Annotated in this window: 9 protein-coding genes; 3 read left to right on the top strand and 6 right to left on the bottom strand. The window is 35.9% G+C overall.

What is annotated here, in order from left to right; genetic code table 11:
- Positions 1-3 precede the first annotated feature (3 nt).
- Complete coding sequence (locus GMA17_RS12190) at positions 4-2,403, top strand: TonB-dependent siderophore receptor (RefSeq protein WP_248396566.1); 2,400 nt, start codon at positions 4-6, stop codon at positions 2,401-2,403.
- Between the two features lie 53 nt (positions 2,404-2,456).
- Here GMA17_RS12190 and GMA17_RS12185 read toward each other — a convergent pair whose 3' ends face one another.
- Positions 2,457-7,979, bottom strand: a complete 5,523-nt coding sequence (locus tag GMA17_RS12185; protein WP_248396564.1) for a GEVED domain-containing protein — start codon at positions 7,977-7,979, stop codon at positions 2,457-2,459.
- 116 nt (positions 7,980-8,095) lie between these two features.
- On the opposite strand from GMA17_RS12185, the gene GMA17_RS12180 reads away from it, so the two are divergent.
- Positions 8,096-8,572, top strand: coding sequence for a regulatory protein RecX (locus tag GMA17_RS12180; protein WP_248396561.1), 477 nt, complete (start codon positions 8,096-8,098; stop codon positions 8,570-8,572).
- 51 nt (positions 8,573-8,623) lie between these two features.
- Here GMA17_RS12180 and GMA17_RS12175 read toward each other — a convergent pair whose 3' ends face one another.
- The 5 genes from GMA17_RS12175 to GMA17_RS12155 all read right to left on the bottom strand — a co-directional run bounded on the left by GMA17_RS12175 (position 8,624) and on the right by GMA17_RS12155 (position 14,253).
- Entirely contained in the window at positions 8,624-9,154 is a 531-nt protein-coding gene (locus GMA17_RS12175) for a DUF6646 family protein (RefSeq protein WP_248396559.1), read from the bottom strand.
- Positions 9,155-9,298: 144 nt separating this feature from the next.
- A complete protein-coding gene (locus tag GMA17_RS12170) occupies positions 9,299-10,153 on the bottom strand; it encodes a cupin-like domain-containing protein (protein ID WP_248396557.1) in 855 nt (284 codons plus the stop codon).
- 108 nt (positions 10,154-10,261) lie between these two features.
- Positions 10,262-11,674 carry a flotillin family protein gene (locus GMA17_RS12165; RefSeq protein ID WP_248396555.1) on the bottom strand — a complete coding sequence of 471 codons (1,413 nt, stop codon included), beginning with the start codon at positions 11,672-11,674 and terminating at the stop codon, positions 10,262-10,264.
- A gap of 18 nt (positions 11,675-11,692) precedes the next feature.
- Positions 11,693-12,262: a hypothetical protein gene (locus GMA17_RS12160; RefSeq protein WP_248396553.1), complete on the bottom strand. Its 570-nt coding sequence runs from the start codon at positions 12,260-12,262 to the stop codon at positions 11,693-11,695.
- A gap of 176 nt (positions 12,263-12,438) precedes the next feature.
- Positions 12,439-14,253 carry a TonB-dependent siderophore receptor gene (locus tag GMA17_RS12155; protein ID WP_248396551.1) on the bottom strand — a complete coding sequence of 605 codons (1,815 nt, stop codon included), beginning with the start codon at positions 14,251-14,253 and terminating at the stop codon, positions 12,439-12,441.
- Positions 14,254-14,333: 80 nt separating this feature from the next.
- On the opposite strand from GMA17_RS12155, the gene GMA17_RS12150 reads away from it, so the two are divergent.
- On the top strand, positions 14,334-15,839 hold the full coding sequence (locus GMA17_RS12150) for a PLP-dependent aminotransferase family protein (protein ID WP_248396549.1): 1,506 nt from the start codon (positions 14,334-14,336) through the stop codon (positions 15,837-15,839).
- Position 15,840 lies beyond the last annotated feature (1 nt).

The raw sequence follows: 15,840 nt of genomic DNA, 5'->3' as shown, positions 1-15,840 counted from the left end.
TTTATGAAAGTTCAATTTGTTTTCAGTTTGTGTTTGCTTTGCGTGTTTTTTAGTCAAGCCCAGCAAATAACAGTTTTAGAAACAGATACCAACTTACCAATTCCTGGTGTTATCATTTCAAATACGACTGAATCTGTAATCACAAATCTAAATGGTGAGGCCCATTTGGATGCGTTTTCTAGTCAAGATATCCTAGAATTTCAAGCTGATAATTACCATCTTTTAGAGTTGCCCAAAAATCAAATTCAGAATAATGTCATCACATTAAAAGGTCGTGTTGGACTAGATGAGGTTGTAATTTCAGCTTCAAAATTCGAGCAAAGTAAACGCGATATTCCTCAAAAGATTGTCAATATTTCAGCTAAAGAAATCCAATTTGATAACCCACAAACAAGTGCTGATTTACTGCAGGAAACTGGAAATGTCTATATTCAAAAAAGTCAGTTAGGAGGTGGAAGCCCAATGATTCGTGGATTTTCAACTAACAGACTTTTAATTACCGTTGATGGTGTTCGGATGAATAATGCCATTTTTAGAGGTGGAAACCTTCAAAATGTTATTTCTATAGATCCCTTAAGTATTCAAAACACGGAAATTACGTTAGGAGCAGGTTCTGTAGTTTATGGTAGTGATGCCATAGGAGGCGTAATGGGTTTCTACACCAAAAAACCACAGTTATCCTATAAAGATGAGATTTATATTAAAGGTCATGCTTTAGCGCGATATGCAACAGCCAACAATGAAAAAACAGGTCATGTAGATATTAATTTTGGACTAAAAAAATGGGCGTTTTTAACCAGTATTAGTTATAGTGATTTTGACGATTTACGAATGGGAAGTCATGGCCCAACAGACTATTTACGCCCAGAATACGTACAAACCGTCAACGGTATAGATGAGGTGATTATAAATGAAAATTCTAAAATTCAAAAACCAACCGGTTTCAATCAATTTCATGCCATGCAAAAAGTCCGGTTTGAAGCTGACGATGACCTGCTTGTAGATTTTGGAGCCTATTATTCTACCACGTCAGATTATCCGCGTTATGATAGACTGATCCGATATAAAAATGGAAACTTAAGAGCGGCCGAATGGTACTATGGTCCGCAAGCATGGTTTATGACTAATTTGCAAGTTACGCAGTCCAATAGCAAATCTATGTTATATGATAAAGCTCAAGCTACATTTGCATTTCAACACTTTAAGGAAAGTCGTCATGATCGGGATTTTCAATCTGTTATAAAAAACAATAGGGAAGAGCAAGTAAATGCTTTTTCGGCAAACTTGGATTTGGAGAAACAATTAAGCCCTAAAACAGCCCTTTTTTATGGCGCCGAATATGTGTATAATTTGGTAAACTCTAGTGGTAACGAAGAGGATATTAGCACAGGAATTAGCATTCCAACGGTTTCTAGATATCCAGATGGTGCTACTTGGCAATCATTAGCTGCTTATACGAGTTTGAAATACAAGCCGACTTCCGAGCTTATTTTTCAAACCGGTATCCGCTATAATCAGGTTTTAACAAAAGCTGATTTCACAGAAAACAATGCCTATTTAAACTTGCCTTTTAATACAGCTGAAATTAATTCGGGTGCCTTTACGGGAACAGCTGGTATTAGCTGGATGCCTAGCAACATGATACAATGGAAATTGAATGCGTCAACCGCTTTTAGAGCGCCAAATGTTGATGATATTGGTAAGGTTTTCGATTCTGAACCAGGCAGTGTTGTGGTGCCCAATAATAATTTGAAATCGGAATATGCTTATGGTGGTGAATTGGGTTTACTCTTAAACTTTAGTGATGTGGTAATTTTAGATTTAGCCACGTATTACACATTTCTAGATAATGCTTTAGTTCGAAGAGATTATACCATAAACGGTGCAGCTGAAATTTTATATGATGGTGAAATGAGTACGGTTCAAGCTATTCAAAATGCATCAAAAGCATGGATTTATGGTTTTGAAGTGGGGCTAAATATCAATTTTTCAAAATCGGTTAAATTCTTATCACAGTACAATATTATAGGAGGCACGGAAGAAGATGACGGGATAGAAGTTCCTATTCGTCATGTTGCGCCACGCTTTGGTAATGCGCATGTAGTATGGCAAAAGCAACGTTTTAAAATTGATGGGTTTGTGAATTTTAATGGCGAATTATCATACCAACAATTAGCACCTTCAGAACAGGCTAAAGATTATTTATATGCCAAAGATTCCAATGGAAATCCTTTTTCACCTTCGTGGTACACCTTGAATGTCCGAACGCATTATCAATTTAAGGACGGTATTGCCGTTACAGCAGGATTGGAAAATGTTACGGATCAACGGTATAAAACCTATTCCTCCGGAATTGCATCTCCTGGAAGAAATTTTGTGGTGTCATTACATTATACGCTATAAAAAAAGCGGTTGAATTTTAAATGCAACCGCTTTCATACTTATTAAAAAAGGTTCTATTTCTTCACCGCTTTCTTAACTAACACCTGATTATTAGACAAGGTTACTTTAGCAATATATGTGGCACTACTTAAGTTAGATAAATTATACGTTTCCTTATTAGTTGACCCTTTAAACCTGTATAATGTTCTGCCCAACATATCAATTATTTCAACCGATTTAATGGTTGCTTGGTTAGACCCAATACTAAATTTAACGTTATTATCCATCAATTCAATAATAGATAAATTGGTGTTACTAATTACATAATCATCAACCGATAAAGCACTATCTCTAAATACAATTTCAAAACGGTCGTTGAATTCGCCAACTGTAGATGTAAAATTATAATTCGTATTCGATAAGTTGTGGATGACATTTAATAATTTATCTTTTAAGTAAATAGTATGTGTACTTAAAAAATCACCCTCTATTTGTGCAATACTTATTGTGTAAATCGTAGCTTGATTAACGGTTGTACTAAAACCTAACGAAATTGTTTCATCCATGTTTAAGCTTTCAGGTGCCTTTCCTTGTATAGCGACTTTATCTTTATCCGATTCTGCTTCTATAAGGGAATAGAAATACACGTAGGAGTCTGAAGACAAATTCTTTGGAGCATCAAAATACATATCATCGTTACCATTGGTTGCGCCTGGAACATAACCAATTAAAATTTGGTTGAAAACACCCATGTCTGAGGTGAAATTAAGCCATAATTTTTCATTTTGATTTTCATTTGTGTTCCTGAAAAATTGATTATTATTCCCTGTAACACGCATATTATTTTGAAAAATAACATCTGCAGTTTTTATGTCTCCAGAAACAGTTGAAACCGTCGCGGCATCAGATAATGTAATAAAAAAGCCTTGTCCAGAAGGAATAAATCGGCTAGGCATAACCCCGTCACCACCAGCTGTTTGTCCGGTGCCGTTTATTACAGCATAATCTGACTGTGCAAAATTTAACACCTCATTTCCGTTATTGGTATTTGATGGTGCTGAATTTTGCGACCATAAAAATATGGCACCATTCGTTACTCCAGTTGGTTGCGGATATTCTGTAACATTTTGGTCAATTAGCGCGTTGGCTGAAAGAAATAGATCGGCATCAATAGCTGAAGGATATGGATTTCCAATGAAATTCCAGTTATTATCGGCCATTTCGGAATCATTTCTATAAATAGGAACCGTAAAATCGCCTGTGTTTAAGCTACCATTAAAGGTGTATTCATAATTTCCGCCAATTACAGTAAATCCAATTGGATCATGCATGGCGGCATAACCAACTCCAGGAATCATAATATCAGAATTGCTTGTAGGTTGCCAATCATCACCGTTATCATCTACATCATCTTGTCCAGCAATAGTTCCGTTATTATTACCTACTTCAGCCGTGCTATCTAGGTAATTTTGGCCATTATACCAATAACGTCTGGTTGGATGTGCTTCATCTAATCCATAGCCAATTTTTTCATTCGAAACCGGTGAACTCCAATAGGTATATTCATAATAATTATTCAAAGGAGCTGTTTTCTTGTTGACTTGGGTTCTAGCATTTGTATTCAATGTATATGTTCCTGCATTAATACCATTACCACGTTGTACAAAACTACCTTTGTCTTCAACTAATACACCATCTAAATTTGATCCATTTCCGTTAACAACAACGTTGTTTATAACTTCAACATAATCACCTTCAGAAACCGTAAGCAGGCTTCCAGCAGCTACAAATAATTGACAAGCCTCAAAACTTGTTTCTCCGTTAACATTTGTACTTGTATCGTAATCTCCATTTATAATCGCAATTTTACTAGAGGTAGGAGGTGATGACCAAGCTGTGCCATCCCAAACAGCAGCTATGTATTCTATTTTTACAGCATTACTCGCTGCGTAACATGTAGCAGTGTTTTCTCTAATTTGACAATAATATTGATAATCGTCTAAACCAGCAAGATCCGAAATATCTAATGTTGACGTTGTAGAACCGGAATATATTCCGCCATTTGACACAGCTGTCCAGTTACCAGAAGTTCCTAAAACATACCATTGATAAGCAAGTCCCAATCCACCCGAAACGCCTTCGGATCCTGCAACTGTTAAAGATGTACCCGTTATTGAACAATCTGCCACATATTGTGGGTGAGTTATTACCACAGGTGGCACTTTAACAAGCGGTACAGTACCAACGCCTGCTAAACATTCATCGTCGGATAAACTTTGAGTTGTCCATTCGGTAGCAGTATAAGTGGTATTTGGATAAAAATTTGTATTCTTTCTTTTTAAATAATACCCTACATAATTTGGTGCATGTACATCATCAATAACCGTAGTACCATTCATTAATCTCAAACCATCATTTGCATTAAAACCGGCCGAACCTAAACTTCCATTTCCTGTAGGTGTGTAACCACAAGATGAGCTAGATACAGAAATAATGGCGACTGCATTTGCTGCAAGTGTACCACTTAAATTTGCATAAGTTGAATAAGTACCTCCATAATCTCCAGCTCTTTGAATGCTATACCCACTTAAATTTACAGAAGCTCCTGTGTTGTTATATATGGTTATTACACCACCAGATCCGCCATTTTCATCATACGCTTCGTAGATAATTAAATCGGTTGCATCACCACCACCAACTGCAGTATCGCATGCAGTAAGGTCTGTATCAATTACATCGAAAAATTGTGTAGCACTACAACCTGTTGCTAGTTGAATAACAAAATTACCATCATTAGCATCTGAAGGAATCAATACTTCTATAGTGTCTGATGTATTAGAAACAGTAGGAACTGCTATATTATTATATGTAATTGTGGCTCCTGTAAGATTGCTTGTTGCAGAAGTAAAAGTGACCAATGTATTTGCTGGACCAGATGTTGGAAAAGTAGCAACAGTTGGAGCAGTTGTACAATTACCTTCACCTTCTATGGTGAAAAGATAAGGATTTTCATCAGAATCATTATTTTCAATTCTCACTTTTGCTGTTCTCGTACCGGCAACGGTTGGGTGAAATTTAATTTTAAAAGTTGCGTTTGTACCATTTACAACTGGTGTTGTTGCTTGTTGTGTTACAATAAAATCTGTTGGGTTTGTACCTTCTAATTGAATAATAGGCGAACCTGTTAATAGTAAATTTGCTAAACCAATATTTTCTATAGTAAATTCTTTCTCAACAGAATCTGTGTTTAAAGGTGTGCTAGCAAACAACGTATTGTTTAATCCGTAAGGTGCATCAAAACCATTAGGAATAGAAATAGCTCCTCCTTTTACATTAATTTCGGCATTTACAGGTTGTACAACATTAATCGTATAGTCTTCTACTTCTCCATAATCAAAAGCTGTACATGCTGTTGGAGCTGAATTTTGCTTACTAATTACACGCATTCTAGTGTTTCCTAAAGTAGCAGTTGTTGGCACAGTAATATTAAGCGGAGAATTTGTAGTAAGGCCATCTGTTACACTTACTGCTGTTCCTAAATCATATTCTTCATTGCTATCAAAAGTTCCGTTTCTATTCCAATCAATCCATGCTTTTATATAGCTTGTACTAGAACCAAATGTTTTTACTCTTACAGATAAATTATAACTTTCTCCTTTATTTAAAGTTGTAGGAACTGAAGTAAAATCAGTATAAGAAGGAGTTGCAACTGATGAATTATCAATGGTATTTAAAGTGACATTAGTAATACCATTTTCTCCTGTATTATTACTTGAATTTGTACAATAACTAACACCAGTAGTTTGGCAAACCGAAATACCATCACTCCATTGATTACCACTATTAACCTCTCTTACAAAAACGGTATAACAATATTCAACAGCATCTGTTAAACCAGTAACAATGATACTGTTACCTGTTCCTTTATAAACTACTTGATTTGCTCCTGCATAAACAGGATTTGCGGTGTAAGCCGAACCGTTTCCTGTTGGTGTAAGCGTAACAGCACCTGCATTTGCAACCACCATATATTCGTAACATCCAGCAGAATCTGGCACCACATTCCACGACACTGTAGATGTTGTAGGATTAATTGAAGCGGCTAAACTGGTAACTTCTGGAACATCAATAGTATATGTTTGTGTATATGATGAAGCAGCTGAGTTATCATTAAGAGCATACGCCCAACCTGTAGCTGTTTCACCAGTGTAAGCAACCACTTTAAAAGTGTATTGCGAAGCATTGGTTAAACCAGTTATAGTAGCTGTCGTTCCAGCACCTTTATAAACTGCTTTTCCTAAAGTAGTATAAGATGTTGCTGCTGTATAATTAGAATTCGCTACAAATCCAGTAGCATTTCCTGCTAAAGCCGCAGTCATTCTTGGGATTGTTGTGTTGGGTTGAGCAAAAACAATATAACCGGTTACGCCTGCTGTTGAAGATGCATTCCAACTTAAAGAAAGTTGATCATTGGCAATACATGACTTTAATTGCAAAGCGTTATTTGGTGAAGCATTTGTAACATTCAACGTCGCTGCATTAGAATTTACAGCGCCACAACTATTAGTAACAACACATCGGTATTGATTACCATTCATTGGCGCCGAAGTTGCTCCCGTTGTATACGTATTTGTAGTTGCGCCGGAGCCTCCTGTTACGTTATTCCATGTGGTGCCGCCATTTGTTGAGACTTGCCATTGGTATGTGGGCGTTGGTGTTCCTGTTGCCGTTATAGAAAACGTGGCGTTGTTAGGAATGACTCTAGTTGCATTAGCTGGTTGTGTTGATATATTTGGTACAGAATTTATTACAACAGCGTAACTTACGGTTCCTGCAGACCAACAAGAAGTTGCTGTTAAAAATGTTCTTACATAATATGTTCCTGTGGCGGTTGCATTAAAAGTGCCACTAGCGTTATTAGCAGTAGAAGTTCCTGTGGGCGTAGTTTGCCAATAATCAATAGTACCTGGTATTGTTGTTCCAGAATAGGTTAATGTTGTATTGGTACATGCAGGTGTTGTTCCTGTAATTGTTCCAATTGGATCTGCTGGAGCTGTGCAAGTCGTTACCTGACTAAACACAAAGTCATCCCAGTAAACAGTTGCTCCAGAGTATGTCCTAACTTCTAAATAAAAACGATCAGATGTGGGAGGGGCAGTAATTGTTACAGCATATTGCGTCCAATTTCCTGAATTATTAGGTAGATACAAATTGTTAGGACCTCTAATAGCATCTTCAGTATCATAGTCATTATTATCTAAGTTAAGTGATCCATTTTTCCAATAAGACCAAATTCGAGCGTCAGTTCCGTCATTTGCTATGACTTTATACCAAAATGATAATTCATAATCTTCTCCAGGAATTATTCCACCTATTGTTTGACCTAAATCACTAGTCCCACCAGTTTGTTGTGCAGAATAAGATCCACTATGGACATTAGCAGGAGTAGATTCTTGAGTTACATTTTCAGCTTTTGTCCAAGAAGTAGGACTTGTTGAATTTGTCCAAGATTCCAAACTACTATTAATTACCTGCCCAAACCCAGACAAAACAGCACACAAAAAAGTAATAAATATGAGGGAGTATTTATGTTTCATAAACGTAATCTTGCTATTATTAAATAATTTAAGGAATCAAATATACATTAAAGTCTCTGTAAAACAAGGATTTACAGTTTCCTAATTATTAACAAATTGTTATTATCTTGCCTCTTATGAATCACGTAAAAACCTATACTGTTGAAGAAGCCAAGCGTACTATTGAGCGCTATTGCGCGTATCAAGAGCGATGCCATCAGGAAGTTACTAATAAGTTGTACACCATGCGCATGATTCCAGATGCCATTGATGTGATTATTGTGCATTTGCTTGAACACGATTTTTTAAACGAAACGCGATTTGCACAAAGTTATGTGCGTGGGAAATTCAATATTAAAAAGTGGGGACGTCAGCGCTTAAAACTGGAGCTAAAAAAACGGGATATTGGTAAATACAATATCGATTTGGCCATGAAAGAAATTTCAGAGTCCGATTATTTGGGAACGTTTAACGAACTTGCTGAAAAAAGACTGAAGTCTATTGAAAGGGAAACAGACAAATGGAAAAAACGTAAAAAACTAGCCGATTATTTGCTGTATCGCGGTTGGGAAAGTCATTTGGTGTATGCTAAAGCAGCTGAATTAATTCCATAAAAAGCCTTTCAATTAAAACTGAAAGGCTTTGTAATATAATGTTAATGCGTATTAAAGATTAAAAACAGCTCCTAAATTCATAGAAAACTGATTATTTAATTCTTGAGCAGGCGTTAAATTGTCTTTATATTTAGCAATAGGAAATTGGGCTTCTGTATACACACCAAAACCAGAAGTAAAGAAATAACGGGCGCCAACATGGCCACCAAAATTCTTCATACTAAAGCTTAAACCTGGGTATAAATCAAAATTCTCATCAATTTTTAAAACGTTTCCAATGTTTGCATTAAAACGGGCTTTTAAATCAAAACGATCATCAAAACCAGCTTTTTTTACTAGCGTATTTCCAAACGGATCTTTTACACCATCTTGTAAGTCTCCAGAAACACTTAATGCATAGCTAGAGCTAATACCAACTGAAATATTTTCGCCTAATCCATAGTCATAACTTACATTAAGTCCTGTAGCATGTGATTGAAAATTAGCACCTACTTGAAATTTTTGGTCACCTTTACCTGAAAATGCTTGTGCATTTGCAAATGAAACGGTTAAAATAGCTGCAACAACCAGTAATTTTTTCATGATATTATTTTTAAAATTAGTTTGCAAAGATATTAATAATTTTAATGAAGTGTTGCTGTAATTGATTTAAAATAAAAGGTGTAGTGCGCAAATTATTTTTAACGAACAACTCTTTATTGGCTCTTTACCAATTGTGAAATAACTCTATTTGTTCGTGCGAATTACGGCTTGTTCGTTTTTCCAATTAATCCATTTTTGCCCGCGTATTCGGCGCATTAAATTATCAAAATTTCGCATGATAAATAGATTATAGATTGCCTTTCCAAAATTTTTAGGATTTCGGGGAATGGCACGCAGACTCATAGAAAAACCGGGTGTTAAGTATTTCATATAATGCCAATAACCTTCAGGCATGTATAAAATTTCGCCATGTTTCAAATTTGTTTTAAAGCCTTTAGCATTCTTTAATGCTGGCCATTTTTCAAAATCAGGGTTCGAAAAATCAATAGCTTCATGTGTTATTAAAGCGTGCGGAATTTTGTAGAGGTACTCATTCTGATTTTGATCGAATAAAATAATTTCCTTTTCGCCTTGAAAATGAAAGTGAAATATATTGGCTAAATCAATATCATAATGCATAAAAGTGTGTGAATCCTTACCGCCAAAAAACAGCATAGGCATAGCTTTCATAAGTTTTAAGCCAAAATCGGGATAGGAAAAATCATTTTGAAGTTCCGGAACCTCTTTTAAAATATTCCAAAGAAAAATGCGGTATTTAGTCGGTTCTTTTTTAAGCAAATCAATGTATTCGCTCATTTTCATTTTGGCATGCGGTTCGTTAAAACCATCCTTATAATCTACAGGTCTGTCATCATACAGCGGTACCACTTTATCACCTGCAACCTGATTTATATAATCTAGATTCCATTTGGTATAGGCTGGCCAATCTTCAATAAATTGTTCAATAACCACAGGTTTTTGCGGCTTAAAATAATGCTTTATAAAATCCGCTTTAGTAATTGTTTTTACGCGCGGAATTGTCTGTAGGTTCCATGTCAATGCTCAAAACTTTTAGAACATCAAAGTTAAGGAATTGTAAGCAAACAAAATGGTGAAACTACCGTTCAATTTATTTCTAAAATTTGAACCCTTAAGAAACAATTTGAATTATTTGTTGTCTGATTTTGTTTTGTCCGTAACTTCTGCTTCCGGAATATCTTTACCTTTTAAATATTCTGGTAATTCCATTCCGGCCATGTTAAACATTTCTTGTAGTGGCGGAACTGATTTGTACATACCTGAAAGGAAATTGGCAGTTGAGGTTTTCCCATCTTTTCCACCACCATTTTCCCAAACGGTTACTTTATCAATCTTAATATTTTTAATAGCTTCCGCTTGCATTTTCACCAATTCTGGTAATTTATCAGCAATAAGTAGTAATACGGCGTCTTTGGAGTTGTTACCAGCAGCTTTTACAATCTCATCTAAACCAGCTGCTTGTTTGGTTAGTACTTCATATAAACCTTGAGCTTCAGCTTGAGCTTTAAATAAAATAGCATCTGCTTCACCTTTAGCAAGTCTTCGAATACGCTCAGCTTCGGCTTCAGCATCAATTTCAACTTTTCGTTTATCAATTTCTGCAGGTACAATAACATCCGCTAGCTGAGAAGAACGCTCACGTTCGGCTCTTGCCGTTTCTGCCAATTGCTCGGCTGCATACGATTCTTCTAATGCTTTTGCTGCTTGAACTTTTTCCGATGCATTGGCAATACGTTCTGCTTCAGCTTCACGTTGACGACGTAAAGAATCTGAATTTGCAACGGCAATTTTTGCGGTATTTTCACCTTCTACAGCTTGTGCATTGGCAGCAGCAACTTGACTTCTTTCATCTTGAACCGCATTGGCTTCTCCAATAGATCCATCTCTTGTTTTCTCGGCAACCGATTTACGCGCGGCATTAATAGCATGTGCAGCAGCTTCTTTACCAAGTGCTTCAATATAACCAGACTCGTCAACAATATCTGTAATGTTTACGTTGATTAATTTTAAACCTACTTTCTTTAATTCGGTTTCTACACTTTCTGAAATGTTAGTTAAAAATTTATCGCGATCATTATTTATTTCTTCAATATCCATAGATGCCACTACTAAACGTAACTGACCAAATATAATTTCTTGAGCTAAATCCTGAATTTCATTTTGCCCTAAACCTAATAAACGTTCCGCAGCATTTTGCATCACACCAGGTTCTGTTGACACACCAATGGTGAAACGAGATGGTACGTTAACACGGATATTTTGTTTTGATAAGGCGTTAACCAAATTCACTTCAATGGAAATAGGAGTTAATTCCAAGAATTCATAATCTTGAATTACAGGGAGAATAAATGCAGCACCACCATGAATACATTTGGCCGATTGACCACCGCCTACTTTTCCATAAACAACTAAAATCCTGTCAGAAGGACACCTTTTATAGCGCCTGATAAGTACAACTATGAAAACAAAAACAAATAGAATGGCTGCAACTATGGCAATAGGAAATCCTAAATTAAAAGCTTGGGTAAAAAGAAATGTCATAAGGTTAAGGTGTTAGATTTATGTGGTTTTATGCGTATCAACTATTAAAATACCATTAGAAGTTACGTCTAAAACAGTAATAACGGTTCCATACTTAAGGGCGGTTTTACAATCGGTTAAAGCATCTAATTCACGAAGCGATCCTTGGATATTAACACTGACTTTACCAATTTTGGACCGATTAGCGCCTATAGTTAAATATACTTCGCCAACCGCATTAATAGCATTTTTATAATCTAAGGTACCACTAGAAGTTAATTTTTTCATGTAGTGAAACATGGCCGCCATAATGGTCATCATTAATAAACCACTAATGAATGAAATAATAACGGTTACAGGTTTTGAAAGGCCAGCATCTAAACAGGCAATTCCACTCCAGCCAAAAATGGTGAAGAAACCGACGAGGTTTTTAAAGGTGATAAATTGAAATTCAATACCAGCTTCTGCGTTAATATCATCAATATCTTCGCCGCCATCAGCACCCATAAAGGTTGTAATGATGATAAATAAAAAGAAAAGCGAACCAATTAATGCTATTGCCCAATAAAATTTCGCAAATAATTCTAAAGCTGAAAACCACTCCATCATAACATGTACAGATTATAAGTTTTAAATATAAACCTTTAAGGCATTCCTACAATGCATTTAAAGAATTTATTATATAAGTAGCTTTAAATAGATTTTTGTTACAAAACGAGCCCAGACCTATGCAAACCTAACAGGCTTTTTAAAACCTGTTAGATTTAGAACAATTCAATAGCTTCCTACTTAAAGTTGTATTTTAATCCGAACAAAACAAGCCCTTTTACAGCAGGTACTAAATTGGTTTCTGTATAGTCTGCTTGCAAAATATTATTAGCGGTTACTGAAAACTGAAAGGCGTTGAATTCGTAATTAATACTAGCATCATACACATTGTAACTGTCACCAATAGTCCGTTCAGCATAACGATATACGATGGATTGTGATAGGTTTTTGAAAAATTGACTCCTAAACGTTGCCACAAATTGATGCTTTAACGAGTTTATTGAATAGCGTGAAAAGTTAGATGATACATCTTTTAAATCGTCTTCTAAAAAGGTGTAGCCAAAACTCATGTTCTGCGTAAAATTGGCCATAAAAAAGGTGTAATCTGTTTGGGCTTCAAAGCCCATAGCATTCAATTCCGCTATATTAGTGGCTTGCCATGGATCTGCAACATCGTCCTTTATATAGTCGATTAATTTTTTAGAATCTCTGTTAAAAAATGCGCCAGAAATACGGAATCCTTTATGATGAAACTTTATGCCAAATTCTTCCGAAATGGCTTCTTCCGGATCTAAATTGTCATTACCCAATTCTGTTGGGCTTGAATAATACAAATCCGTGTAGGTTGGAACCCGATAGGTGTAACCGATGTTTCCATACAATTGAAAATTATCCGATACTTTATAACCGATATCCACACCTGGAAAAGCATGAAATTTAAAGTCAGAAAAATAACTAACCGCAATTCCCGGTGTTATTGAAAGTGCATCATTTAAAAACGTAAACCGATGCTCTAAAAATAGGTTGGTGGCAAAACGGTTATGGTTGCCTAAATTATTACTTGCAATATAGGTTTGTGATAAATCGACACCAAAACCCGTAATTCCTAATGCTGATTTATAGGATGCATTGACTTCAGCTGCAATTTTATTGGTTTGATGTAAATTTCTATAAACCGATGGATTATCCCGAATAAACACATACATATCTTGGTTTCTTCGCCAATATAAACGTGGCTTCCAGGTAAATTTTTCCGATTTTATTTCTGTTGAAAAACCAACCAAACTGGTTTGGGTTTCTTCATATTGATCTTTTGCAGCTGGTGATGCATAAAAACCATTAGCACCAAATTTGCGTTCTTGGTAATTAGCAATAAATGAAATGGGCAGTTTATTCTTATTAAACATACTTTTAATAAAGTAACTTTGATTATCATAATCCGTATTGTAACGGTAACCATCAGATAGATTGCGAGAGACATTAATAATATGAGACGAATTTTCCAAGTTGCTTCCAACTGTAATATCCGCATTTTTCTGACCGAAAGAACCAACTTGTACACCAAGCGATACCATATTATCTGTTTGTTTTTTTGTGACAATATTAATAGCACCTGTAAAGGCATTCTGGCCAAACACGCGCGCTGCAGGACCTTTTATAACTTCAATGCGCTCAATAACTTCTAAAGGCAATGCCATATTTAGGGTGTGATGCCCTGTTTGTGCATCTTCTAGTTTCATGCCATCAATAAGCAATAAGGTTTGGTCAAAACTACCACCACGAATGTATAAATCGGCTTGGGTACCATCGGCTCCACGACGCCTTACATCAACACCTGCAACTTGTTGTAATAAATCGGCAACATTAGTGGTAGCACTGTTTTTTATATCGGCACTTGTTATAATGGAAATGGTTCTAGAGTTTTCTTTAAAAGGTAAATCAATTCGGCTGGACGTGATAACAACGGAATCTAGAGCCTGCTGTGGTGATTCTTGGGCGTTTCCTTTAAACGAAAAAATAAGCAATAAGGCAACTAACGGAAATAATTTCATAAGAATGGTAATTCGTGTTTTTTATAAGATGGCAAAAGTCGTAACTTTCCGGATCACTAAACTAGTCCAGTTTTAAACATATGAATAGTCCGGTTAATGATTTATTAAAAAAATTAATTCACTTCGAAAAATCGCAAGTAACGGCGGTGTATATTCAAATTGCGCAGCAAATTATTAATGCCATTCAACGAAGTTATTTAATTGAAGGAACCGCTTTGCCAGGCACACGTATTTTAAGTGACATACTTTCCATTAATAGAAATACAGCTGTGGCTGTTTATGAAGAATTAGCATCTCAAGGTTGGGTGGAAATCATGCCAAATAAGGGGACTTTTGTCTTGATGCCGGAACAAAAAACGGCAAGTATAAAAGCTACATCTCAAGGTTTAGAAAAGTTGCGTGATTATCCAAATACAACCGGATTTCCATTTCAATCGTCGTTTAATTTAGCGTCAACCCTGGAAATATCGGTTACTAATTATGTGATTAATGATGGTCAACCTGATTTAAGGCTGCATCCAACGCATCAATTTTCTCGGTGGTATAGTGCATCTATGAAACGCGCGTCACTAATTTCTAAATGGAATCAGACGAATGAACAATCAGCAACTACCTTTAATTTACACTTAGGTAATTATTTAAACGCAACACGTGGTTTTCATATCAAACCGCAAAATATCATGAGCACACGAAGTACGGAAATGAGTTTGTATATCGTGTCGCAACTTTTAATAAAACAAGCCGATGTAGTTTTGGTAGCGGATTTAAGTCACTATAAATCGAATATGATTTTTCAACAAGCAGGTGCCAATATTATCACCATTCCGGTGGACGAGCATGGGATTGATGTGGATTATATTAAAACGCATTTTACCAAGCGCAGCATCAGGTGTGTGTATGTTTGTGCGCACAGACATTATCCAACAACTGTAACGTTGAGTGCTGAAAGACGTTTAAAATTATTGCAATTAGCAAAAGCCTATCAATTTGCGATTATTGAAGACGATTTTGATTATGATTTTCAATTTGAAGGCTCTGCCATGTTGCCTATGGCAAGTTCGGATGCGCATGGTGTTGTGATCTATTTAGGGAAATTAGGGCAGTCGTTTTTTCCGAGTTTTCAAATCGGATTTGTCGTTGCGCCAGAGACGATTATAAACGAAGCGAAAAACTATCTACAAATATTAGATAAACAAGGCGATTTAATCCAGAAACAAATGCTTTCTGAACTTATTTCGGAAGGCGAAATTCATCGGTTAATTAAAAAGAATATTACTGTTTATAAGCAAAGACGTGATTATTTGATCGAACAACTAAAAGAACATTTTAAATCGCGTGCCACTTGGGAACTACCTGCAGGCGGTTTGGCTATTTGGTTGCGATTAGAACCGCGGATTTCGCTTGTTGAATTGGCTAAAAAAGCCAAAGAAAACGATTTGTTTTTACCTAAAACCATTCTCTATCAAAATAAAGATATTTGCGCTATTAGACTTGGATTTGGCCATTTAAATGAAGCCGATATTGGCGTAGTTGTCCAAAAACTAAAAACAAGCTATGATGCTGTGGTTAGCCAAAAGGGTGATTAAA

The sequence above is a fragment of the Bizionia sp. M204 genome, from assembly GCF_023205095.1.
Taxonomy (GTDB): Bacteria; Bacteroidota; Bacteroidia; order Flavobacteriales; family Flavobacteriaceae; genus Algorimicrobium; species Algorimicrobium hallyeonense.
This window is presented reverse-complemented; position numbering and strand designations above follow the sequence as displayed.